This is a genomic window from Staphylococcus sp. GDB20D11A (assembly GCF_016893255.1).
Taxonomy (GTDB): Bacteria; Bacillota; Bacilli; order Staphylococcales; family Staphylococcaceae; genus Staphylococcus; species Staphylococcus aureus.
Map to the genome: position 1 here is coordinate 17,129 of NZ_JAFEPJ010000002.1, position 26,783 is coordinate 43,911.

Annotated in this window: 10 protein-coding genes, 1 other RNA gene and 1 pseudogene (1 of these 12 cut by a window edge); 1 reads left to right on the forward strand and 11 read right to left on the reverse strand. The window is 33.9% G+C overall.

Annotated features, from left to right (window positions below):
- From ebh to JV528_RS01070, 7 genes and pseudogenes are all read right to left on the reverse strand, one after another.
- Window positions 1-12,059 (reverse strand): annotated as a pseudogene (ebh, locus tag JV528_RS01040) (hyperosmolarity resistance protein Ebh); its annotated part reaches 17,108 nt to the left of the window's first position; the annotation flags it as partial.
- A gap of 397 nt (window positions 12,060-12,456) precedes the next feature.
- Window positions 12,457-13,848 carry a multidrug efflux MFS transporter NorB gene (gene norB / locus JV528_RS01045; RefSeq protein WP_000414690.1) on the reverse strand — a complete coding sequence of 464 codons (1,392 nt, stop codon included), beginning with the start codon at window positions 13,846-13,848 and terminating at the stop codon, window positions 12,457-12,459.
- Window positions 13,849-14,003: 155 nt separating this feature from the next.
- Window positions 14,004-15,326 (reverse strand): APC family permease, encoded by a 1,323-nt coding sequence (locus JV528_RS01050; protein WP_204177142.1) that lies wholly within the window; start codon window positions 15,324-15,326, stop codon window positions 14,004-14,006.
- Between the two features lie 30 nt (window positions 15,327-15,356).
- On the reverse strand, window positions 15,357-16,397 hold the full coding sequence (gene tdcB, locus JV528_RS01055) for a bifunctional threonine ammonia-lyase/L-serine ammonia-lyase TdcB (RefSeq protein WP_000210828.1): 1,041 nt from the start codon (window positions 16,395-16,397) through the stop codon (window positions 15,357-15,359).
- 94 nt (window positions 16,398-16,491) lie between these two features.
- Window positions 16,492-17,610 carry an alanine dehydrogenase gene (gene ald / locus JV528_RS01060; protein WP_000959412.1) on the reverse strand — a complete coding sequence of 373 codons (1,119 nt, stop codon included), beginning with the start codon at window positions 17,608-17,610 and terminating at the stop codon, window positions 16,492-16,494.
- A gap of 474 nt (window positions 17,611-18,084) precedes the next feature.
- Complete coding sequence (locus tag JV528_RS01065) at window positions 18,085-18,963, reverse strand: 5'-3' exonuclease (RefSeq protein WP_001133019.1); 879 nt, start codon at window positions 18,961-18,963, stop codon at window positions 18,085-18,087.
- 19 nt (window positions 18,964-18,982) lie between these two features.
- Window positions 18,983-22,423, reverse strand: a complete 3,441-nt coding sequence (locus JV528_RS01070; protein WP_000608532.1) for a dynamin family protein — start codon at window positions 22,421-22,423, stop codon at window positions 18,983-18,985.
- Between the two features lie 304 nt (window positions 22,424-22,727).
- Between JV528_RS01070 and JV528_RS01075 the strand changes: the two genes are divergently transcribed.
- The gene (locus JV528_RS01075) at window positions 22,728-24,068 is read left to right on the forward strand and encodes a PepSY-associated TM helix domain-containing protein (RefSeq protein WP_000798996.1); all 1,341 of its coding nucleotides are present in this window, start codon (window positions 22,728-22,730) and stop codon (window positions 24,066-24,068) included.
- Between the two features lie 158 nt (window positions 24,069-24,226).
- Here the strand turns inward: JV528_RS01075 and JV528_RS01080 are convergent, their stop codons facing one another.
- The 4 genes from JV528_RS01080 to gpsB all read right to left on the reverse strand — a co-directional run bounded on the left by JV528_RS01080 (window position 24,227) and on the right by gpsB (window position 26,783).
- Window positions 24,227-24,559, reverse strand: a complete 333-nt coding sequence (locus JV528_RS01080; RefSeq protein WP_000516800.1) for a DUF4889 domain-containing protein — start codon at window positions 24,557-24,559, stop codon at window positions 24,227-24,229.
- An 82-nt stretch (window positions 24,560-24,641) separates the two neighbouring features.
- Window positions 24,642-25,787 carry a THUMP domain-containing class I SAM-dependent RNA methyltransferase gene (locus JV528_RS01085; RefSeq protein ID WP_000487150.1) on the reverse strand — a complete coding sequence of 382 codons (1,146 nt, stop codon included), beginning with the start codon at window positions 25,785-25,787 and terminating at the stop codon, window positions 24,642-24,644.
- A gap of 209 nt (window positions 25,788-25,996) precedes the next feature.
- Window positions 25,997-26,376, reverse strand: an RNA gene (gene rnpB / locus JV528_RS01090) — RNase P RNA component class B.
- Window positions 26,377-26,438: 62 nt separating this feature from the next.
- Window positions 26,439-26,783 (reverse strand): cell division regulator GpsB, encoded by a 345-nt coding sequence (gpsB, locus tag JV528_RS01095; RefSeq protein WP_001286320.1) that lies wholly within the window; start codon window positions 26,781-26,783, stop codon window positions 26,439-26,441.

A 26,783-nucleotide genomic window follows, 5' to 3' on the forward strand; every position in this document is an offset into this window, starting at 1 on the left:
TTAGATACGCGTTGAGCACCATTAGCTTGTGCTTTTAATGCATCTTTTTGTTTTTGATTTAAATCAGATGCGCCATTGATTGCTGTAATCGCTGCTTGTTTCGCATTATTTAAGTTTTGCGTACCATTTAATGCATGTTTCGCACTATTAACATTATTAAGTGCTTGTTCAACTGCAGTTTTCGCTGTATTCGGTCCAGTTTGTTTATTTAAAATTGTTTCGGCAGCTGATACAGCTTGATTGTAAGCATTACGTTTTTGCTCATCAGCATCTAGGAAGTTTTGGCTCGCTAATGTTCCGGATTTATCGTTGATAGCCGTTTGTAAGTTACCCATTGCACCATCTAAACTATTCGCACTTTGCTTAACAGATTCAACACCAGCTAAATTTGTAGCTTGTGAAATTTGATTTGTTAAATCATTGCGTTGTGCTGTAGTGATATGCGTTAAAGTACCTAGATGTTGTTTCGCTGCGTTTTGAGCTGCAATTAATTTTGCATCACCATTCAATGCATTTTTCGCAGTATTCACACGTTGCAATGCTGCCTCAACTGCATTTTGCGCAGTGTTTGGACCTGTCGATTTATTTAAAATCGCTTTCGCTGCAGTAATAGCATTATCATACTCTTGTTGTTTATTTGTATCAGCATCACGATATTTCTCAGATGATTTCACTTGAGATTCGTTGTTAATACCATTTTGTAAGTTAGCCATAGCTTGATCTAGATGTTGTGCATTTTGTTTTACAGTATCAACACCACTAACTCTTGTCGCACTACTAATTTGACTAATCAAATTGTTCTTTTGAGCATCTGTAATACTCGTCAATGAGTTTAAGTACGTTTTCGCATTTTGTTTTGCCGTAGCTAAGTTTTCATCACCGTTAAGTGCCGTTTTAGAACTATTCACTTGATTTGCTTTTTGTGTAATCGTACTTGGATTCATTTCTGGATTACTGTTCGCATTAATAATCGTTTCGGCAGCAGCTACTGCGTTGTTATATGCTGTTTGCTTATCATTATTAGCATCTACGTAATCTTCACTTGCTTTAGTTGCATCTTTGTTGGCAATGCTTTGTCTTAACGTATTCATCGCTTGATCTAATGTATTCGCATTTGATTGAACCGTATGAACACCAGCGACGGTCGTACCACTATTAATTTGATTTGTTAAATTCGTTTTTTGAGCAGTTGTTAAATGCGTCATATTATTTAACTGCTGTTTCGCTGTTTGCTTCGCTTGATCTAATAAACGCGTACCATCTAAGTTATTTTTAGCAGAATTCACTTGATTCATCGCTTCAGCAACTTGATCTTTCGTTTTATTTTGACCATTTGATTTATTTAAAATATCTTTCGCAGCTTGTACCGCATTTGTGTATGCTGTTTTCTTACTTGGTGTCGCATCTTGATAATTTTGACTATTAAGTGTCGTTTGTTCATCGTTGATCGCACCTTGCAAGTTACCCATCGCAGTATTTAAATCAGTACCTTGTTGTTTAACAGTATTTACGCCAGCAATATTTGATGCAGCATTAATTTTAGATTTAACATCTGCTTTTTGTGCATTATTTAAATGTGGTAATGCATCAATTGCTCTTGCAGCATCTGTTTTAGATTGTGCTAATTTTTCATCACCATTTAATGCATTTTTATTAGTAGTAACAGCTGAAGTTGCACGATTAACATCATCAACAGACATCGTTGGATTAGCTGTTTGATTAATGATTGTTTCAGCACTTGAAACTGCACTGTTATATGCATTTTGTTTAGCGGTATCTGCATCCGCATAATCTTCTGTACGTTTGACTTGATCTTTATCTGCAACAGCATGTTTTAAATTACCCATTGCACTATTTAAGTTAGTTGCATTTTGCTTAATCGCATTAACTGTCTCGATTTGATGCGCACCATTAATTTGCGATTGTAAGTTTTGACGTTGTGCATTATTCAAATTATTTAATTGACCTAATGCAGTGTTCGCTTCTTGCTTCGCAGCATTTAGCTTAGCTTCACCATTCAAAGCATGTTCTTTACTTGTGACATTTGATAAAGCATTGTTAACATCACTTGGTGTTATAACTGGATGTTGTGCATTACCATTAATAATGTCATTCGCATGGTTGTATGCATTGTTGTAATCATTTTTCTTATTAGTATCTGCGTTGACATAATTATCACTTTGTACGACTTGGTTATGATTAGCAACGCCACGTTTTAAACCTGTCATAGCAGTATTTAAGCTTTGAGTCGTTTGTTTAATATCATTTACTGCTTGTACATTTTGTGCACTATTTACTTGTTGTGTTAATGCATTCTTTTGAGCTTGGTTTAAATCACTTGCATGCGTAATCGCATTTGTTGCTTCTGTTTTCGCACGTTGTAAGTTTTGTTGACCATCTAAAGCATCTTTCGTCGATTTCACAGATGCTGCTTTTTGGTTCACTGTGTTAACATCCATCGTTGGATTATTCGTTTCTCCAATGACACCTTTAGCCGCATTAACTGCATTATCATACGCTTGTTTATTAGCTGGTGTTGCGTCAGTGTAATTTTGACCTGATTTAATTGTATTATTATCAGCAACGCTTTCTTTTAACTTAGTCATCGCATTATTTAAAGCTGTAATGTTAGACTTAATTGTTTCAAGCGCAGCATGATTTTGAGCAGCATTAATTTGTTGCGTGAAATTATTTTGTTGTGATTGGTTTAAGTTAGATGCACCATGTAATGTTGTTAACGCTGGCTGTCTATCTAAAGTTAAACCTTGACGTGCTGTATTTAATTGATCCTTAGCTTGGTTTGCTTCATTAACTTTATCATTGATATTTTGGACCGTTGGATTGCCATTCAACACTTGATTAATTTCAGTTAACTTTTGACGCGCTGCTTGTAATTTTTGGTTGTACGCATTTAACGAAGCGGTCGTCATACCTGTTGTATCCGTTGGTTGATTAATGCTTTGTTCTAATTGCGTTTTCGCATTTTGAAGCGGCGCTTTATCTGGTGTTAAAGCTTGACGTGCATGATCCAAATCAGATTTCGCTTGATTTGCTGCAGTCGTATTTGTATTAATTTGATCTACTGTAGGTGAACCTGCTAATACTTGATTGATTTGTTGAACCTTATTACGTGCAGCCGTTAACTTCGCATTATAAGCATTTACAGAGTCTTGTGTCATACCAGTTGTACTTGTTTGCGTGTCAATACTATGTTGTAGTTGATTTTTCGCATTTTCTAAAGGCGCTTTATCGACTGTTAAGCCATTACGTGCTTGATCCAGTGCTGTCTTAGCAGCATTCGCTGCTGTCACGTTTTGACGAATCGTTGCAACATTTGGATGAGATGCCAGTACGCGATCAATTTCTTGAATTTTAGTTCTAGCTGCTGAAAGTTTTTCATTAAATGTAGCAACAGATGCGCTTGTCATACCAGTCGTACTCGTTGGCTGATCAATATCATTTTGCAACTGAGTTTTCGCAGCTTGTAATGGTGCCAAGTCTGGTGTTAATCCAGCAATTGCTTGTTTTAAGCTATTATATTTTTCTTCTACTTTAGCTTTTTCTGCGGCAATTTGTTGATCTGTCGCATCACCATTGTTAATAACATTTTGTGCATTTGTTGATTCTGTTTGACCCGCACGTTTAGCATTTTCATATGCTTGGATTGATGATTGTGTCATACCATCAGTAGTTACTGATTTATTGATTTCTTCATCAAGTTTCGTCTTAGCTGTTCTTAAAGCACTATTATCAGCTAAAGGTACTAATTGATTAATAGCTTGCGTTAATCGCTCATTTACACGATTTACATTTGTTAATGCAGATTGTACCTCTTGCACTGTTCTTATTGGCTTCTGAATGATAGCATTGGCACTATTTTTAGCACTTGTTAAGTCACTTTGAAGTGCACGAATCGAATTATTATACGCAGTAATACTTGCTGGTTTCTTACCAGTCGTTGTACCTGTGCGATTCAATTGTTGCACTGCTTGCTCTAAGGCATGTGTATCTGCAGTTAAATCATGTTTCGCTTGGTTTAATGCTGTTAATGCGTTATCGACACGATGTTTTTCATCTGAAATTTGTTGTGCAGTTGCATCTCCATTGTCTATAACACGTTGTGCTGCAGTTATTTCAGTTTCTGCTTCACGCTTCTTCGCGTTATAGTTATCAATACTTTGTTGCGTCATACCAGCAGTTGATGGAACTTGGTTCACAGAACTTTGTAAGTTATTTTTAGATGTTACTAATTGGCTATTATCTTCTTTATTTTGAAGTAATGCTTTAGCTTCATTTATCTTAGTTTGTGCAGCTTGAACTTTAGATAATGCTGCGTTCACTTGTTGCGGTGTTGCACGATCATTATTAATAACTTGTTGCGCTTCTGTTTTCGCAGTATTGATTTGTTGTTGCGCATTATGAATTGCATTATTGTACTGCGTAATTGTACCTGGCTTTTTACCATCTGTACTCACTGGATCATCTAAATGATTTTTAGCTGTGATTAACTCACGTTTATCCGCTTTTGTGAAAATGGACTCTTGTACTTCTTCACTACTGCCATCATTGTAAGTTACTGTCACAGGAATCATCGTTGTGCTACCACCAGCTAAATTAGTAGGCATTGCTGTGCCATTTTTAATCGTTGCAGTACGTTTACTAGCAACTTGAACTGCATTGTTAATTTCAGCTGCTGTTACATTAGAACCATAATCTTTTACAATTTCAGTTGTGTTGACAGTATGAGTTGCCGGTGCAGTTAATGTACTTGGATTACTACTTGCTGAGTGACCTGTACCTGCTTTCGGTGTAATGGTAATTACTGAATTTGGCTTGATAGTATTGGCATTGAATGTCACTTTACCAGTTTGTGGATCTAACGTTACATAGTCAGGCTTATTGGCGATTGTCCATTGATTATTTTGACCACGAACAACATTAATTGTCTTACTATGTTCTGCACCATTACCCATTTTTTCAGTATAAGCAATATCCATTGCTTGAGTTGGATTAATTAAATGCCCTGATGGGTTATTAGGCGTGATATCAATATGACCATTTTGCCAAATCTTAGTAGTCGCTTGGTTCGGTTGAGGTGCGACAACTGTGAAATCATCACTACGTTGTTCGTCACTGATTGTTTCACCACTACCTTGTGTTGCAACAACTTGAATTGTATCAGCAGGATTGAAAGTACCAGCTGCAACAGTAATACCATTATTAGTTCCAGCAATACCTGCTACAGTTGCTGCAGATGCTTCTTTCACCCATGGACTCGTATTATTATGACGAGTAAATGTCGTCACAACATTACCGTTACGTTTAATAACTAATTTATCAGCGTATGTCGTTACGTTACCGGCATGTGTATTCACTGTTTGGTTTGCTCCAGGTGCGATCGTAATTGCACCTGCTGCCGATTCAGTAACAATTGGTTTCGCTGGTTGGACATTTTTTACTACAAACTTCGCTGGCAGAGATGTTGCAAATGTATGTCCATTATAGATGACATCATATTTTGCATTAACGACTTTAGCCGCATTCGGTTTATTCATTGCTGCCCAGTTTGCATCGTTTGTACCCGTTGCTGCATTATTCCATTTATACGTAAATCCATCTGTTGGTAAACCATTAGCGTTTTGCATATGTGCATATCCTGATGCTTGCGTACCACTTGCTAAAGTGCCACCAACTGTTGTTGTATAAGTAGTTTGAGGGAATTCAAATTGATATACATTAACAGTAACAGGTACACGTTTTGCAGCTGAAATACCTGGATATGTGACATCGACATTTAAATGTTGCACGCCTGCTTGTTGGTTATTAGGTTGTTGTCTATTTGCCCATGCTGCAGTGATACCATTTGTGTTTGTATTTGGATCAAATGTAATGTAGTTCATCGCATCTGTTCCATTAGTCAAATTTTGACCTTTCACATCACATGATGGCGCCTTAGCATTAGCAACTGGATAAACTTTTACTGGAACTTCAACATTACGCGTACCTTGACCACTAGGTAATGTTACAACCGCAGTTTTATGAGTGTTGCCGACTGTATTCTTCCATGTATCTGGATTATCATGCCATGCAACCGTTGCTCCATGTGGTGGGTTTTGAATAAATCTTTCTACGTGTCCGAAATCAAAACCGTCGCCACCTTTAATAAATACAGCGCCTTCAGTAGTTGCTTGTAATTGTGGTGTCACTGTTACTGTTGCACTGTCATTTGAATCAACAGATTCATTTCTTGTTACTGTAACAACTTGACCATGTTCGTCTTGCGTCGTATACGTCACATTGTTCATTGAAATTGAAGATTTTGCTTTAATTCCGCCATTTGGTAACGCGTCACTTACTGTCACAACCGAACTAAAACCACTACCATGAGTAATATTTGTGACATTTAATGGTGTATTATCTGCTTTAAATAATTTTACTGACGAGTTATTTAATACGTTATTAACTTTAATTTCTTGGTTTGTAAGACCCGCTTTGTATGTCACAGAATTTGCGTCAATTCTCGGTGGATCCGGCTTAACTTTAGATAAAATAGTTAAATCTTCTGTTTGTCTATTATCATATGTCACTCTAATAAGACGAGTAGATATTCCTACAACATCTTTGTTAGGACCATATGTTCCAACAAATTGGAAATTCATATGTTGCGCATTTGTCGACCAAGAATTATTTACTGGCTTAACATATTGTTTCGCATCATACATATCTGAAACACCTGGGTATAACACACCTCTGGCTGTTTCAAAGACATGTTTCGGTACAGTTCTTACTACTTTATATGTTGCTGTTTTCGTAATCGGCGTTGTTTCGCCATCAATTAAGATATTTGCTGTTACATTAATATCTTCACCAATACGCGTATTATCTTTATTTGGCGCTTGTCCACTTACCCATGTAATAGTTGCATCTGGAATGGCACTACCATTAGATAATTTAAAGTAATCTGCTGCACTAGAACCATTACCTGCTGGGAAGTCTTGGCCTTGTACAGTGTAATGCGAATGTGCAACGATTTCTGGAATGACATGCTTTACAGGTACAGTCACTGTTGATGTTGTTCCATCTTGATAAGTAACAGTTACTGTGACATTGGCATTATTTCCAGTACGACTGACATTACTAACTGTTTTACTAGTGATTTCATTTGCGCTTGCTGTTGCATAGTTTCTATTAGGTGCATTACTTGTAAACATCAATGAATTAATAATTGCTGTTTGATCAGCTTGTGATACTGTCGCATTATTCGAAATATTGGCAATTCTCACAGGATTAGCAGCCGTTGATGAAGTACCAACTCGATATTTATCACGCAAAGGTTTCACTGTTACATTGAATGAAGTTGTAGCTGTATTACCACTTGTATCAGTTGCTAATAAATTGATTGTCTTACTAGTTGCTGATGTCACATTTGGTGCTGTTGCTGAAACATGTTGATGGTTATTATCAACAGTACCTGTAATTTGTGATGTAGTTGGTACAGTTACCGATTGCACACCAAAGTTATCATTCGCTGTAATAGTGTTTGTAAATGTTTCACCTGAGAACACTTGATGATTAGTGTAATTACCTACTGAAATTGTTGGATTCACTAAATCACTTGGTACAAAATAAATGTTAATAGCATCAGTAGTATTTCCCGTATTTTGATTTAAATGTTCAACATATTGTTTTGGCCCATATGGCGTTAAGTATAACTGTGCTTTATAAACTGCATCACTTACATTATGTGTAGAATTACTTTTTACAACGTGGTCAATTGTAAATGCGCCAGCACCATTAGCTGCCGGTTCGTTTACGTTAACAACAGTTGCGTTACTATGGTTTGCACGAGTATTTGAATTTGTAACAGGTTGCCCACCATAACCGTTTGAAGGGTTGATGATGTCTAATATTTGAATCACTTGACCATTCAACGTATATTGTCTTTGGCCATCAGATGATGCATTTGCTTGTGAATAACCAGTTGTTCTATAGTTTGGTCTTCCACCTGCTTGTGCTTTTTCATTACCAGTAATATTATTACGCAAACCAGGCACTGTAGTAGTCGCTTTTAGCATCGTTAAAATATCATTAGTTGTAATTTGTGTGCCTAATGTAGCATCATAACGATAAATTAAAGATTTATGGTCATCGGACCATGATAAACCACCATCTGTTGGTCTGTTTGCAATTTTTGCATTCGTCCATGTCACTGTATAATCTTGTGGGAAATTAACCCAACGCAAGAAATTCATATTAGCTAGGTTAGACGCGAATGATTTCGTTAATCGACCTTTATTAATATTTACTGTAATAGTAGTTACATTAGCACCATTAGGTGTATTTGTAACTGAAATATCACCTTCGGCAAGAGTAATTACATCTCTATTTGCATTAATAAAAGCTTGTTTTACTTTTGAGATTTCATCAGTAGTTAAATCATATGTTGACGTACGATACACACGTTGATCGCCTTCAGGTTGTTTCACATCAACGATTTTTAAACTAATATAGAAATCTTCAGTGTCTTTATGATATGCATTTGAAGCAACTAAATGATATAACTGCGTACCTGCATTCATTTGACTAACTTCTTGTGCAGTTGGAATAGTTCTATCAGATGTAATATTTGTAAATGTTCCACTTGGAATAGCTTGTCCATTACTTAAAGTAAAATATTGTTTAATATCACCAATACTAAATGATTGTCCTTTAGCAATCGTTACCGTTGCTGTTTTAGCAGCATTGGCAGTTTGATATTCAGGTTTCACAACTGGTTCGTATGTCATCACATTTGTAGCATCAAGCGTTGTTGATGAGCCATCACGGTAATGTAATGTAACATTACCATTATTATCGACAGTTACTGGATTAGTTGAAGCTAAATATCCTCTTATATTTTGGTTTTTATTCATAAAGGCAGTAATTATGCTTTGCTTTTCATCATTAGATACGGCCGTCGGATTGACTACTACAACTTTCTCAGTATTTCCTAATACAATCGGATGAGCATCTTCACTAATTTTACCTACATGAATTGACACATGTTTAGATTGACTATCATTTGTCGTATTATTGGCATTATCTGTCGCTGACATTTTAAATGTAATATCACTGTTAAATGCCTGATTCATACTCACTCTACCTGTAATTGATAATGAGCCATTATTCTTATCCGCTTTTGTTAAATTTGATGTCCAACCATTCGGCAAAGTAGTAATTGTTGTATTTTTTATTCCTGTATGTCTATCAGAGACACCCATTGTAAAGTTGACTTCGTCGCCTCGATAGTATTTGGCATTTATTCCAACAGGATTATTAATTGTTGGTGGAATGTCATCTGGCAAAATAGTAACAGCATTACTCATATTAGAGGCAACCACATTATTGTAAAAAACTACCGCTCTAACTTCTTTACCTACTGGAGGTATAAATACTACATAATCTTGCGGTCGAATAGTTATTGTTGTATGCACACCATCAGGTGTACCAGTCGCCAGTTTTGTATAGCCTGATGGTATTTGATCTGCTTCACTACCTCCACTCGTTGTTTGAGACGTAGGTGTAACTAAATAAACTAATGCCGATGGATCCAATGGAATTCCTGAAATTGTTACCGGTACTTTTTGTAATGCTGTACCTCTTAATTCCTCTGCTGTCGTTGTAATTCTTGGTGTATGTGGTTTAACACGAATTTCGAATAATTGTTCTTTACGTCCAAAACGTATCGTGCCAAAGTAATCCCCTGGTAATAAGTTACCAACAAGTTCAATATTGCGTTCTCTGGCATTATTAGGTCTATTTGTCGAATTTTCAATGTGTAATGTACGCGGAATACCAGTAATTTGCCAATCTTTATCTGTAAAATTCTCATTACTTGTTAAATTAATACGTAATGGTTGAATAGATGTTACGCTACCACCTAAATTCACGGAAGCATTCCCTTGATTACCTGCGTATACATAAAAAACTGGATGCCCAGCTTGTTTTGAAAACGGCTTATCAGCAATATTTTGAGTATCGTCATTTTTAAAGAATTTAATATTATGTTGGATTTCAGGTAATACCGTTAAGTTAACAGGAACTAACGTTTCACTATTTCCATGACCATCTGGATAGTCAAATCCAATCATTAGTCGTATCGGCGTTCCAGTTCTAGCTGCCTGTTGTAATTTATCATCAGTGAATAATTGACTTAATTGATATTCATTTAATGGGTTGGTTCCACCAGGTCTAAAGCCATTTGTGTTTGCATTACTCGGGTAAAAACCTAACACTTTATTACTCGGCGTCTTAACATAACTTAAAGGATCATCAACAAAATCATCTATATTTAGGTTTGTACTTTCTAATACCTTTTTCGTTTGTACATTTCCTTGACTCACTTCTACACGTTTAGTTGTACCAATGCGATAAGTACGATTAATTACTTGTCTAAAACCATTTAGACGTTGTTGGTAGTCTTGTGTTGATTCAACGTATAATTGGCTGTACATAAATAATTGATTGTACTCTAAAGCTCGCCCACCAGCTGCATAATACAATTTATTTGTCGTTGGACCTTGCGTTCTAAACGAAATAGTATAACTTGCATCACCAGCACCAATAAAAGTATAAACTTTTGATGCACCAGGCGATTCTGTCGGTCTTTCACCATTAATATATTTAAATGTTTGTTCCCCTAATGCTTTAGTTGCAGCTGGTGCATTTGCTTCACTAAAATAATCTCCTGCACGCGCTAAGTCTCTCAAAGTATTTACATGAACATCTGCCCAATCATAAATGACTTGTCCGCTTCTATTTCTAATTTTAAAGTCTCGCGAACGAGAATCATTTACACCATAAGGCCACATTTCTGGAAGAGGCTTATACGCACCTGCCCCTGCACCATTACTCCATTGTACATTTGTACCATCTGCATTCACGGTAACAAAGTCAGTGCGTCCAACTGGTACTTGATCTGACGGTAATGCAAACCAAAATATCATATTATCATGCGGTGCATGACCTTTGTTAAATTTAATTACCCATTGATAACCGTCACCAGTTTGTTTCGCTGTCATAAGAACAATTTCTTTAGCGGCTGATGCTTTTAACGTATTCCATGGAGCTGTAGGAAGATAATATGGTGCCCCCTTATTTGAAGCGTTGATATATGTACCAACAGGATAACCCGAACCGTCATTAGCATTTTCAACATAGTATGAAGAGTCTGCATTTTGATAACTTGATACTGATCTAGGCTCTGCAGCTCTAGACTCAATAGAACGCGTTTGAATTCTACTTGAACGTCGGCTAGTCTGTTGTCTTTGAGGCATTGTACGAATTAAGGCAACAGCTTGTTCCAATTCTTTGTATGCAAGTTGCAAGTCTTTATTGTTTATTGGATCATTACTGCCTAATAACGTATTAATCTTATCAAAAATGCCTTTTACATAGTTAAATGTGCCAGAATCTGCATTTTCACGGTCAATAAAGCGATAATCATGATAATTTGCATCAAAAAATGCTTGTAATTCATTTCGGTCATGTTGTACGTTACCATTATCAGATGAATCTGAAGCTGTTACTACATTTGCTTCATGATTTTCTACATGAGCCGCTCTATTGTCGTTTCCATTTTTATTAGCAGATTGACTTTCGTTTTGTTTATGCTTACTTTTTTCTTTATCTGGTTGTGTTGTCGCAGCCGTTGCCGAATCTTTCTTTGTATTTACATTTTGAGATGCTGGTTGTTCATCATTAGTAGTAGATGATTGCGCTACTTTTTGATCTACTAAATTAGCTTGACTAATATTTGGTTGCTCATTTTCACGAGTAGCAGATAATGATTGACCATTTTGTGAATTTTGAGAATTTTGTGCTTGAGATTCTCGATTCTCAGTCTGTTCATTATTACTTTGTTGTTTCTGTTTAACCACGCTTGCTGGTTGATTTGTTTCAGCAGCATGTGCTTGTGATGTATTGAATCCTAAAAATACCAATGTCGCAATGACAGTTGAAAATGTACCAACTGTATATTTACGAATACTAAACTTTTGAATTTTATCACGATAATTCACAGCTATTGTTCACTCCTTATCTTGTTGTTATGTCTCTGTTGTGTTGTGAATGTATTTACTTTTGATTGCTTGTGTATTGTAATGCTCATTCCATTCTCATTTAAAAATTTAAAACGATGACGATTCAATACAATTTCGCAATCTATCCAAAAAGTATTGAAACACATTACAACTATGTGTTGAACAATTTATTTATGATCCAGAATATAATAACAAAAAATATATTGTAAGGTAAATTGAATTTGTGACAATTTATAATAATTATAAATAAAGTAGCGTAAAAGAGTAATAAAAAACCAACCCCTATGTTCATTTAAAATAATGACACATAAGAATCGGTTTATATTTTTGTTTAATATTGTAGCGACTTGTATGATTTCAATTTAATTCTCAATTATCATAATTGAGTGTCGTTTTGTTTAGGCACAAGTAACAAAATGATAACGAATGATAAAATTGCCATTCCTGCGTTTAACCATAATGCAATCATTGCACCTGTATAAATGTTTGTCATATTTGATACGATTGCATAAACTGCACCACTCAATGCGACGCCAAATGCTCCACCTAATGCAGAAGCCATTTTATAGATACCTGCAGCAACGCCTACTTTTTCTAACGGTGCATTTGCAATTGCTGTATCTGTTGATGGTGTAGCATATATCCCTAGTCCTAAACCAAAGAATAAATAACCTATAATACAACAAATGACATACAATATTTCTGGCAAGAAAGTTAATGAAATGAGACATTCTCCGACAATAAGAACTCCTGTTCCAATTAACATTGGTTTCTTGCATCCGAGTGTTTGAAGTAACTTTTCACCAACACGAATCATAATTAGTACCATTACTAAATAAGTGATTGATAAACTTCCTGCTTGCAATGAGGAATATCCTAAACCTCTTTGAACAAATGTGTTGGCTACTATTAATGTTCCAGCAACACCATTTAACAAAAAGTTTGAAGCTGTTGCACCTGTGTAAGCTTTATTTTTAAATAATTTAAAATCGATTAAAGGATTTGTAGCACGCTTTTCAAGAACTATAAATAAACTAAAAGTTCCAATTGCAATTGCTAATAATGTGATAAAAAGAAGTGAGGTTACACCTAATTCTGATCCTTTAGTAATTAAAATATTTAAACTGAGGAGCATAATGACTAAAAGAACCAGACCTTTAATGTCAAATTTATTTAGAGAAATCGATTTAGATTTAGTTTCAGGTGTGCCTTTAATAAGAAACAGCGCAATTAATGAAATTATAATTGATAGGATGAAAATCCAACGCCAACCTAAAAGCGTTGCAACTGCACCTCCAAAAAATGAACAAACACCAGAGCCGCCCCATGAGCCAATTGACCAATAACTTAAAGCGCGTTGTCTATCTTTCCCAATGTAATATGACTTAATAATAGACAAAGTTGCAGGCATAATACATGCTGCTGAAAGTCCTTGAATTAATCTTCCTATAATAAGTAATAAAGGAATATTTGAAATAATGATTAATAATGAACCCAATATATTTAAGATAATACCAATGTTCGTGAGTTTAATTCTGCCATATTTATCAGCAAGACCACCTGCTCCTACTACAAACATTCCTGAAAATAAAGCAGTTATACTAACGGCGATATTAACCGTTCCAATATCTGTATTGAAACTATCTTCAAGTATTGGTACAACATTAACCAATGATTGTGCAAATAGCCAAAACGTTATTACACTTAAAACAATCCCAATTAACAACTTATTATTGCCTTCAAATGCCTCTCTTGACGGCTTTTCCATCTCTATTTGCCTCCCTATACTTTTGAAAACAGACAAATTCCATAACAGAAATTTGTCTGTTCCATAGAATAATTGAATGGTTTTTGATTTTAATGTGTAAAACTTTAAATTTATTAGTAGTCCATCCATTTATTCTCAATGCTAGTTATCTTACCTTATGCTGCTTTTTGTTTCTTCTTATAGTAATAAACTGGTATACCAAGTGCTGTTATTAGAATGCCAATGATTGCTAATATAAATTGTGTAAACAGTGTATTAATTAATACAAATGATCCTGCCAAAATAGCAATTAAAGGTATGATTGGATATAACGGTACTTTATATGGTCGCTCCATATTTGGTTCGCGTTTTCTTAAAATAATTACCGCTACAAATGACATACAATAGAACAACCAAATTACGAAGATTAACATATTTGTAATCGTATCAAATGCTCCCATTGACATCATGATGATAGCGATTATAAGTTGTATAATTGCGCCAAACCATGGTGCGCCAGATTTTGTTAATTTTGCGAATAAGTGGCTAAATGGCAATAATTTTCTTTCAGCCATTGCATATGGTACGCGCATACCAGTCATAGTATAGCCATTGATCGTACCATAAACAGAAATTAATATACCGATTGTAATAATCTTACCGCCATTTTCACCAAATAATATTTTTGATGTATCTGAAGCTGCATTTAAATTACCAGCAAGTAGTTCTATTGGCAACGTTAATAAGAATGTAGCGTTAATTAATAAATACACAGCCATAATACAACCGATACCAACTGAAATCGCTAAAGGTAAATCGCGTTTAGGATTTTTAAGTTCCCCCGCAACATTTCCTACATGAATCCAACCATCATATGCAAACATAGTTGCTAATAAACCACTACCAATTGCTGTAAAGAAACCATTTCCTGAATTACCTGTAGTTGGAATTAATGAAAAAGTGATATCTCCAGATTGAAAAATACCAAAAATTACGATAACGATGATTGGAATCAGTTTAATTACTAATGTAACTGATTGTAAAATTCCGCCTGCTTTTGAACCTAGGAAATTTATCAACACAATAGATAACGCAGATGCGATTGCTATTGGTATTAACGAACCTATAGATAAATGGAATAAATTAATTAACTGTGTCGCAAATACAATAGACAATGCTGCTACGTTAGCTGGAAAATAAATAAATGATTGCGCCCAACCTGATAGGAAGCCCCAGAAATCACCGTATGTATATTCTATATACTTCGTTAAGCCACCTGTTTCAGGGATTGCAGCAACAAGTTCTGCTGCTGTTAACCCCGCACAAATGGTAATGATGCCGCCTAGGAACCATACAAACAAGGCCATTCCTGCTGTTCCTGTTACTTCTGTTACGTTTGATATTTTAAAGAATACTCCTGAACCAATAACTGTTCCCATAACAATAGCAAACGCTGAGAAGAAACCTATATTTTTTTGTAATTCTTTACCATTTGACATAATTACACCTCATTTTTAAGATTAAATGTTTTAACCTACCACACCCTTGCTTGTATCTGCAATATTCAGTCCATGTTCAATGACACCTGAAACTCTAGTTAAGTCAACATTCCCGCCTGAAACTAAAGCAACAACATTTTTATCTTCAAGCCATTTATTGTTTATTTTTCCACTTAAAATTGCAGCTGTTGGTAATGCCCCTGCACCTTCAGTAATAATTTTGGCACGCTGCATTAAATCTTTCATAGCATGTTCAATCTCTTCTTCAGTAACAAGAATAAACTCATCTACTAAATGTTTAACTACTTCATATGTTTGTTCACCAGGAACTTTTACATCACAACCATCTGCTATTGTGCTATCCACTCGATGTTCAGTTAAATCTCTCTTATAGAAAGACTCAGCCATACCATGAACATTCTCAGATTGAACACCGATAATATGAATTGAAGGGTTAAATGATTTTAATGCGGTGGCAATACCTGCAATTAATCCTCCACCGCCAACTGGTACGATGACTGTATTCACATTCCAAATATCATCTAAAATTTCTAAACCAATTGTTCCTTGGCCTGCCATTACAAACTTGTCGTCATATGGATGGACGATTGTCATGCCATTTTCTTTCGCTAATTCTTCCATATAAAGTCTAGTTTCGTTAAAGTTTTTACCTTTTAAAATAACCTTTGCCCCATAGCCTTTTGTTGCTTGTTGTTTCGCTTGTGGTGCTGTTTCAGGCATTACGATAGTTGCATCAATGCCTAATAATTTAGCTGTTAAAGCAACACCTTGTGCATGGTTCCCAGCAGATGCTGCGATAATGCCTTTTTCTTTTTGTTCATCTGTTAAGTGATTAATTTTATTGCTAGCGCCTCTAAATTTAAAAGATCCTGTGAATTGCATATTTTCTAATTTTAGAAATACATTCCCTTTAGTTATACTTTGGCTTAAATACATTGATTTAATTAGAGGTGTTCGACGAATAAATGGTTTAATGCTTGCTTTAGCTTCTTCGATATCTCCTAAACTTACAATATGTGCTGTTTGTAATGTAACTGTGTTGGTTGTCATAATAATTACATCCTTCCGTTTTGTAAATTTTTAGTCCAAACTATAATGCTATATTTAAAATATTCATTTCACTCAATTTCATTTAAATTACTATCTATTCGATAACATTTAATATTTCTTTATAATCTAGGTCATGTGATGTAGCTAATCCTTGATTTGTCACTTGTCCTTGGTAAATGTTTACACCAGTACTTAATGCTTCATTATCTTTAATTGCTTGTTCTAAGCCTTTGTCACAAATTTCTAATATATAATCAATATTTCCTTGTGCTAATGCCATTGTTGAAGTTCTTGGGACTGCTCCTGGTTGATTTGGTACACCATAATGAATCACACCTTCTTCTTCATACACCGGATCAGAAATTGTAGTTGGTCTAATTGTTTCAATAGTTCCACCTTGGTCAATAGCTATATCGATTAATACTGAACCTTTTTTCATTGATTTAACCATCTCACGAGTAACCAATTTTGGCGGTTTCGCACCAGGAATTAAAATTGTAGAAATAAATACATCTGCTTTTTTAATTTGTTCTGCTAAATTTTCTGGTGTTGATTTGACTACTGTGACATCTTTTTCTGCATACATATCTTCAAGATATTTAATGCGATCATCGTTTAACTCGATAATGATTACTTTAGCATTTAGTCCCAAGGCAACATTTGCTGCATTTGTTGCTGCTACGCCACCACCGAAAATCACATATGTACTACCAGGTATATCCACATTTTCATGTACACCAGTCACTAAAGTACCTTGACCACCATGTTGTGCTTCAGAGTAGTAAGCTCCCATAATTGCTGAGCGTTGACCCGCTATAGCACTCATTGGCGCTAATAATTCTGCTTTTCCATTTTTTATAATGGTTTCACCACTAATCGCAGTAACACCAACTTCTTGCATTTTTTCTACTATTTCTTTTGAAGATGCTAAATGTAAAAATCCCCAGATGATTTGATTCTTTTTGAAATATTGATATTCGCTTTCATGAGGTTCTTTTACTTTGATAACAAGATCTGCTTCCCATGCTTGTTCGTGAGTTACGATCTTAGCGCCTTCTTTTTCATACATATCGTTAGAAAATCCTGAACCAATGCCAGCATTTTTTTCAACAATTACTTTATGTCCTGCAGCCGTTAACTTACGCACATTTTCGGGTGTGCAAGCTACACGTCCTTCACCTTGTTTTAATTCTTTGACTACTGCAACTAACATTTGCAACACTCCTCTTTCGTTTGTGAATAATTTCACAATTATTTTATCCTTTGGTTATGAATATGTAAATACCATTAATTAATTATTCATATTTTATCTATAATTTGTTAATAAATATTTAATATATTATTCTTATTCTTAAATATTATGTGCAATTATACCACTATATTTATTTCTTATACTCCATTTGATTTATAGTTGTATTAATACATTGACTCAAAAACTAATTAATCAAATCCATTTTTTTAATGAATAAAGTTGTAACTGTACTATTTTGTAGTGTATGGTAATTTATTTGGATGAAATATAATTCTTTAAACTCTATTGATTAATCAAATATGTATCAATCAAAATTCGGCTTATTTATTCTCTTTGACATATCCAAATACGCAAAAAGACTATTTCTACCTTGTATCGATAGAAATAGTCTTTTTATACTTAATTGGTTTAATTTTTCATAAAATCTTATACTCTTTAAAAATGGGATGAAATATATTTTCCTGAAACATGTAATTCATGTTCGTTACAAATTGATAAAATATGATTAAGCGTTGTTGCAAATGACATTTTCTCAAAAAGTGCATCACTATCAATTGGTACTTGTGTGTGAATTTCAGCCAGTCGCTTCGATAAATATAGTTCATCTAAATTGTCATTAATCTTATTACGTTGCCCAGCTGATAATGCATCAATGTTTTCAACCACATTTTCAACGCTTTGATATTGCTGAATTAACTTAATAGCCGTTTTCTCACCAATTCCTTTAACACCTGCATATCCATCTGCTGTATCACCCATAAACGCTTTAATATCGATTAGTTGTTGTGGTTCAAGGGCATATTCTTCGTTAAAACGATGTAATGTATATCTATTATAAATGTTAAAACCTTTTTTAATTAGCCAAACTTCAACATTGTCATTAATACATTGCAGTAAATCTTTGTCGCCCGTAATTATATAGACATCGTTATCAGTTGAATATTGTTGTGCTAATGTACCTATAACATCATCCGCTTCATAGTTTTTAACGCCAATATTTACAAAGCCAAATTGCTCTGAAATTTCTTTAACATAATCAAATTGTGGTATCAATTCTTCTGGTGGTGCAGAACGATTTTGCTTATAACCATCAAACATATCATTTCTAAAAGTTGATTGTCCCATATCCCAACATACAGCTACATGTGTAGGGCGTATTTCATGTATTGCCGAAAAGATATGACGCACAAATCCTTGTATTCCATTTGTAGGTACACCTTGTGAATTGTACATAAATTGTTTATGAAGACTTGTAGCATAGAAATGTCTAAATAATAGCGCCATACCATCTACAAGTAATATTTTATTAGGCATTTAAAACGTTCCTTCTTTCTTAATATAAAATAGTTTTCAGTTGTTGATGTTTATCTTTCAATTGATTGATGAGTGTTGTATCTAAATCAAATGCTAATAAATCGTTTATTTGCGTTTGAATATTAGCTTCAAAACTTTCAAATTGCGATTCAGCTTCTACAGCCATTTGCTTTACATATAATTCAAGCTGTTGCCTCAATATTCCCATTTGTGGTTGTAATAATCTTAACGTACTTTGACAAATTGATTCATGTATATCTCTTTGCCCATTTGGATTCAAAATTTTACGTTTTGTTAATTGTTTAGGCAATGCATTTAGCATATCGTTGAAATCGATGTGCAATAATGGTTGCTCTATATTAGCTGATTCAAAGTTAAACTGAGGATTAACAATGACATGTAAATTTGCTAATTGTTGAACGATTGGTGCAATTTGCTCAGTGAGTTGCTTATTAAAGTATTTTTTTATACGTTCTGTAATTAAAGATTGCTCTAAAAACAATCGTTGATGAATTTGATCTAAGTATACTCTCGTAGACACTTTCTTTTCTTCATTAAAATCACTATTTTGCGTCATTTGAGAATTAAACACTGATTTAACATCGTCAAGTAGTTGTAGTTTTAAACGGGCATTTAAATGATAAACTTGTTCTTCAACTTCGTTGTCTGTATGTTGTAACGTCGCATCAATTAATTGATGTTGTAAACGCTGTTTATCTTTATAGACTGTTAACCTTTGTTGGCGACGTGAAATATCAGCTTTATTTGTTTCAAATTCTGTAATCATCTCTACATAAGAACGATCCATTTGTTGAAGCTGATGAATCATTTGTTGTTCTAAAATTGATTTAGATTCAACATCAACAAATTGTTGTATGCTTTGTTTTAATTGATCAATACCCTTATCTTCAGCTTGCAATGCATTTCGACTTGATACAGCAAAAATGTCTGATTGTAAGTGTACTTGTCTTAATGCATCTGATACATATGTTTCAACCGCTTCAAGATCATCTTGACTTTCTGCTAAATCAGCAGCATTAATTACCATTTTAAATGCTTGGTTTTCGTTCAACTGGTTCATATCTTTCATGTGTTCTATAAACGCCTTGTCATTATCAGTAAATGAATGATTAAAATAACTTACATACAATATTAAGTCTGAAGAAGTTAAAATTTGCTCGGTTTCATTTGTATGCCTTTGGTTATTTGAGTGTAGCCCTAATGAATCAACAATTATTTTACCTTTTAACCAATCATGCATTAATGCAATGTGTACTGTTTTTACAAATGTTGCGTATTCATCTTCTGCACTCCACTTTTTCAATTCTTGTTGATTAATGGCATGTTTTTCTCCATTTTCCAACATATTGACATACAAATTATAATGTTTTTCAACTGCATGAACAAAAGCGAGTTGATTTTTATTTAAATGTGATTTTAACTTTTCTAAATCTGAATTAATAAAGTCTTCTATAGTTGAAAAAGACATATTTTGGTATTCAACTACTGCATTAATTTCATCTAATAATTGCGATTGTGATTTTAGCGTTATATAACTCTCATCTCCATAAGATATTTCTGTAGTAGCTGCTGTAGTAGGATTTGGAGAACTGACTAAAATCTGCTCGCCTAATAATGCATTTATCAAACTACTTTTACCCGCACTAAATGTTCCAAATACACCTATTTTTATTAATTTATTATCTATACGTGTTAATGTTTCGTGGATATCCTGCTTTGTACGCTTGAACAAAGGCACATCCGAAATTATATCAAGTGCTTTTTGAATATCTATAGACATATTTGTTGTAGCTGTATTTTGATTTAGCTGCTGATTATCACGATTATCTTGAGCATTATCAGTAGCCACTTGATATGTTGTCTCTTGTCGATCTACTAATTTATCTAGAGATTCATCTAAATGAATATAGTAGTGACGATAATTCTTAGTCGTCAATGATTGACGCAGCTCATTTAATTCTGTATAACGTTGATATTCTTTTAAATCATCACTTTCTTCTGTTGGTAATTCATCTGCCTGCACATTTTCTATTATTTCTTTAAAAATCGGTGTTGATTGTTGTTCAACATATTTCTTAATGGCTTTAACCACTTCGTCTGAAAATGTAAGTACATAAGTATTGCTGATTGATGTTTGTGGTTGATATAAACCTTCAATCATTTCCGGCTTAACGTCATAATGCTGATTTAATACTTTATCTGAAGCTTCTTTTTTATTGATAAAACGCGTAACAAATGACATATCTTCTCGCATTGGTTGACGAATTTGTTGATTAACATGTTCTTGTAACGCATCTGTCGCTGTTAATAATCGCTGTTGTTGAATTTGTAGCTTTTTCTTCTTTTTATTAAAAAGTCCACCAACATTAAAGTCTTGAGACATACTTTCCAAATAACTTCGTAACATTTCTCTCATATTATGCGGCATAATGTATGCATTTTCTAAAATATTTTTACGCTTATTCTTTAAAAATGCCATTAATTCATCTGGATTATTTAAAAGTTGTGCCTCTTCACTAATTGCTTGATGTTGTTGACTATTTAAAAATGCTTGTTCAAACTCTGCTTCTTCGATACCTAAATCTTCTAGTACTTCCTGAATTTCAGACTGAATGTAATCTAGCTGAGCTTCGGTAATATATTCAACCGTTCTTGATGTATAATCCTCTATTGTCTCTCTATGTTGATCTAATGAAATTAGATAACTTGATAATACTTCAAGTTCATTTTCAGGGTGATCAAATTTCGATACATAAAAGGTGCGTTCTAATTTAATACCCCAATCTGCAATTGATTTTTCAACTCGTGATTTAAACGTAGAGAATGACAATTCATCGTCTTGATGCTTGTCAATTTGATTAATGATAAACACAACAGGTATTCCAACATCATTTATATGCTTCATAAACTTAAAGTTAAGTTCGGATTGAACGTGGTTATAGTCAACCGTATAAAATATCATATTACTTGTATACATATATTGTTCTGTTATTGACTGATGTGATGCAACATTTGAATCAACACCTGGTGTATCTTGCAACGTAAACCCATTTTTAAATTTAGCTGATTGAAAATTAATTTCTACAGATTCAACGTCGACATTTTGGCGATTCATTTCCCTTACTTCATCATAATTAGATAATTTGGCATACGTTTGATTCGGCAAATTAGCAATAATATCATGATTGTCTGAAACTGACACGATAGCAGTATTACTTGTCGTTGGTACAGGTGAACTTGGTAAGATATCTTGTTCAATTAATAAATTTATCAGTGTCGATTTACCTGCAGAAAAATGTCCAACGAACGAACATGTATATTGCTGCAAATATACTTTCTTAATTACTTGGTTAATTGTATGTAAAAGTGCTTCATTTCGCGACTTTTCAACTTCTTTTTTTAATTTATATAAAAGATCTAATTGTTCTTTATTAATCATGTTACTTTCCCCTTTGGTTCGTTCACATAGAAATGCTTGCTTGTTAAAACGAATTCATACAATATCGATGTCCATTTAAACATAGATCGTTAAAAGGCTCGCATTGTATTATGTTTAAATTTTATCATAGCTGCTTGATAAAACATACGAATAATCAATTTTCTTCAAACATTCCAACTTAAAAGTTCATTTTTCTAAAAATCACAAATCATCGTTAAATTTTTCTAGAAAATAAAATATTGTCACAGTTTGTTCACACACGTCACAGAATTGACACCGTATAATAGCCAATTGGGAGGGAAATATGAAAAATACATTTAATCCATTACAAAGATTACATTTCTATGCAGCAATATTTATTGCTCCACTGTTAATCACTTTAACCATTTCGGGCATTGGTTACTTGTTCTTTCCAGAAGTTGAAAATAATATTTATAAGAATGAGTTTTTTGGTGACAGTGATGTCAAAACGCATCAAACATTGAATGATGCAGTACATCAAGTTGAACGACAATATGAAGGATTCTTTGTAAGTAAAGTTAGCATACTTGATGAACCATATAACAAACGAATTACACTGAGTGATATGGCAGGAAATCAGCGTTACGTCTTTCTAGATCATAACAATCAATTTGTTGCAGATCAAAATGCGAAACATACGTATTCTAATGTGATGCGAAGTATACATAGTTCTTTGTTTACTGAAAATACTATTATTAATTATTTAGTCGAGTTAACCGCATGTTGGACGATATTCATGATTTTATCTGGTACTTATTTACTCATTAAGAAGCATTTAATTTCTAACAAAAGTAAGGCACTTCGTTGGCAAAAGTGGCACGCAATGATTGGAATTATCATTGCAATTCCAGTATTTGTATTAGTTTTAACTGGATTGCCATGGTCTGGTTTTATGGGCAGTAAAATTGCCGGTATGATGGACACAAACGGTGACCTTGGTCAAGGTGAATTAGCGATTAATCCACCTAAATCAGATTTGAATGAATTACCTTGGGCTACACGTAAAAATAAACAGCCAGCTTCATCCGAAAAAGGTTCAAGTAGTCATCATGGTAATGCAGCAATGCCTCAAACCAAATTAGATTATCAAATATCTATTGATAAGGTCGTTGAACAGGCGCAAAAATCTGGTATTAAAAAGCCCTTTTCAATCGTATATCCAAGTGATAAACATGGTACCTTTATTGTATCTAATACTAGTAATTCAGGTGTTACTGGGCTAGATGTATCACCTTACAAGGAACAAACACTTTATTTCGACCAATATAGCGGTAAAAAGCTAGGTACGATTAAATATGATGACTACGGTATTATTGCTAAATGGTTTACATGGGGCATTCCGCTTCACGAAGGTCATTTATTCGGTATTTTAAACAAAATCATTAATTTATTTGTATGTATCGCTTTATTAGTAGCCATTGGTATGGGATTTGTCTCTTGGATAAAGCGTACAAAAAATACTGCAGTAAAAGTACCACATCGCGTAAAAAAACCAGCATCTATATCACTCATTATATGTTTAATTGTATTAGGACTATTAATGCCATTATTTGGATTATCACTTATCCTAGTATTTATAATTGAATTAATATTATATATTAAAGATCGTCGTGCTAAACAATAATGCACTTAAAGTTTTGAACTGACGAAATTTACAAAATGATTCTCGACTCTCTAATTACTTAAAACGAGTTCTATAATAAATCGGACAGATAAAAAAGCATCTAAAACGTATAAGAAGATTACTTTACTTCTTCCAAATTACGTTATAGATGCTTTTTATTAATTCATATGCATGTCGTGAATTTTCATCATTAAACCGTGTGGGACGTCATCATGTTTAACAATCTCTTGTTTATAAAATGTCTTCCCATCATCTTTAGAAACTAATTTTACAAAGTCTCCTTTTTTCGGTTTAAAATCATTTGATGGTTCTACTTTGATATTATGTTTGACTAATCCATCTTTTTCACTGACAACTTTTTCTGCATTTGTATTACTATTCATATAACCAAAATAAGTCGTTTTTTGACTAGAAAAAATCATTAAACATACAACGGCAATTCCAATAACAACCAATGCTATAGATAAACCTAGACCCATTTTTTTACCCATTTATAGACTCCTCCATTTTCAAAAATACCTATTATCATGAGAACTTAATTATTACTAATTTTAGTCACGCATTAGAAACATTTTAGTTTTCAATAGTTTTACGTTCTGTCTTTTTACCCCAGTATTGATAATAAGTACATTCTATATATCCATTAAATAACTTACGTCGCTTCGTTGCTTTACGATCTACTAAATATTCAAATTCTTTATTACTTGTTAAAATGTATGTAGATAAAAATGGATGTTGTTTCATTAGTTTACCAATATAACGGTACATTTCTTCTACTTCTTCACGATCACCAATTCGTTCACCATATGGAGGATTTCCAATTAACGCCACCGGTTCTTCTGTATCAATTGTTAATGTATTGACATCTTTTACACTAAATTTAATAATATCAGACAACCCAACTTCTTCAGCGTTACGCTTAGCAATCTCTACCATTTCAGGATCGATATCAGAAGCATATACTTCGATTTCTTTATCATAATCAGCCATCTTATCCGCTTCATCACGGTAATCATCATAAATATTTGCTGGCATGATGTTCCATTGCTCTGATACGAACTCGCGATTAAAACCAGGTGCGATATTTTGAGCAATTAAACAAGCTTCTATAGCTATTGTACCCGAACCGCAAAATGGATCAATTAAAGGTGTATCACCTTTCCAGTTTGCAAGACGGATTAAACTTGCTGCCAACGTTTCTTTAATTGGTGCTTCACCTTGTGCTAATCTATATCCACGTCTGTTCAAACCAGAACCTGATGTGTCTATAGTCAATAATACATTATCTTTTAAAATGGCAACTTCAACGGGGTATTTCGCACCTGATTCATTTAACCAACCTTTTTCATTATATGCGCGACGTAATCGTTCAACAATAGCTTTCTTAGTTATCGCCTGACAATCTGGCACACTATGTAGTGTTGATTTAACGCTTCTACCTTGAACTGGGAAGTTACCTTCTTTATCAATAATAGATTCCCAAGGGAGTGCTTTGGTTTGTTCGAATAATTCGTCAAACGTTGTTGCGTTAAAACGTCCAACAACAATTTTGATTCGGTCTGCTGTGCGCAACCATAAATTCGCCTTTACAATTGCACTTGCGTCTCCTTCAAAGAATATACGGCCATTTTCAACATTTGTTTCATAGCCTAATTCTTGAATTTCCCTAGCAACAACAGCTTCTAATCCCATCGGACAAACTGCAAGTAATTGAAACATATATGATTCTCCTTTTATACAGGTATTTTATTCTTAGCTTGTGTTTTTTTATACATTTCCAACAAATTTAATCGCTGATACATTAACGCATTTGCTTATCATTTTAAAACAAGGCAGTGTCATTATATCAAGACAAGGCGTTAATTTTAAGTGTTCTTTTCATGAAAAAAGCTCTCCATCATCTAGGAGAGCTAAACTAGTAGTGATATTTCTATAAGCCATGTTCTGTTCCATCGTACTCATCACGTGCACTAGTCACACTGGTACTCAGGTGATAACCATCTGTCTACACCACTTCATTTCGCGAAGTGTGTCTCGTTTATACGTTGAATTCCGTTAAACAAGTGCTCCTACCAAATTTGGATTGCTCACTCGAGGGGTTTACCGCGTTCCACCTTTTATATTTCTATAAAAGCTACGTCACTGTGGCACTTTCAAATTACTCTATCCATATCAAAAGACTTAGGATATTTCATTGCCGTCAAATTAATGCCTTGATTTATTGTTTCATCAAGCACGAACACTACAATCATCTCAGACTGTGTGAGCATGGACTTTCCTCTATATAATATAGCGATTACCCAAAATATCACTTTTAAAATTATAACATAGTCATTATTAGTAAGACAGTTAAACTTTTGTATTTAGTAATTATTTACCAAATACAGCTTTTTCTAAGTTTGAAATACGTTTTAAAATATCTACATTATTTGAAGATGTATTTGTTGTTGTATTATTCGAAGAAAAACTTTTATTGTCCTGAGGTCTAGATGTTGCTACACGTAGTCTTAATTCTTCTAATTCTTTTTTAAGTTTGTGATTCTCTTCTGATAATTTTACAACTTCATTATTCATATCGGCCATTTTTTGATAATCAGCAATAATGTCATCTAAAAATGCATCTACTTCTTCTCTTCTATAGCCACGAGCCATTGTTTTTTCAAAATCTTTTTCATAAATATCTTTTGCTGATAATTTCAATGAAACATCTGACAT

Coding starts and splice junctions, on each gene's coding strand:
- JV528_RS01075 (WP_000798996.1), top strand. CDS start 22,728: ATGAAAAATACATTTAATCCATTACAAAGATTACATTTCTATGCAGCA.
- JV528_RS01050 (WP_204177142.1), bottom strand. CDS start 15,326: ATGTCAAATGGTAAAGAATTACAAAAAAATATAGGTTTCTTCTCAGCG.
- JV528_RS01085 (WP_000487150.1), bottom strand. CDS start 25,787: ATGTTTCAATTACTTGCAGTTTGTCCGATGGGATTAGAAGCTGTTGTT.
- norB (WP_000414690.1), bottom strand. CDS start 13,848: ATGGAAAAGCCGTCAAGAGAGGCATTTGAAGGCAATAATAAGTTGTTA.
- JV528_RS01065 (WP_001133019.1), bottom strand. CDS start 18,963: ATGCCTAATAAAATATTACTTGTAGATGGTATGGCGCTATTATTTAGA.
- JV528_RS01070 (WP_000608532.1), bottom strand. CDS start 22,423: ATGATTAATAAAGAACAATTAGATCTTTTATATAAATTAAAAAAAGAA.
- ald (WP_000959412.1), bottom strand. CDS start 17,610: ATGTTAGTTGCAGTAGTCAAAGAATTAAAACAAGGTGAAGGACGTGTA.
- tdcB (WP_000210828.1), bottom strand. CDS start 16,397: ATGACAACCAACACAGTTACATTACAAACAGCACATATTGTAAGTTTA.
- JV528_RS01080 (WP_000516800.1), bottom strand. CDS start 24,559: ATGGGTAAAAAAATGGGTCTAGGTTTATCTATAGCATTGGTTGTTATT.
- gpsB (WP_001286320.1), bottom strand. CDS start 26,783: ATGTCAGATGTTTCATTGAAATTATCAGCAAAAGATATTTATGAAAAA.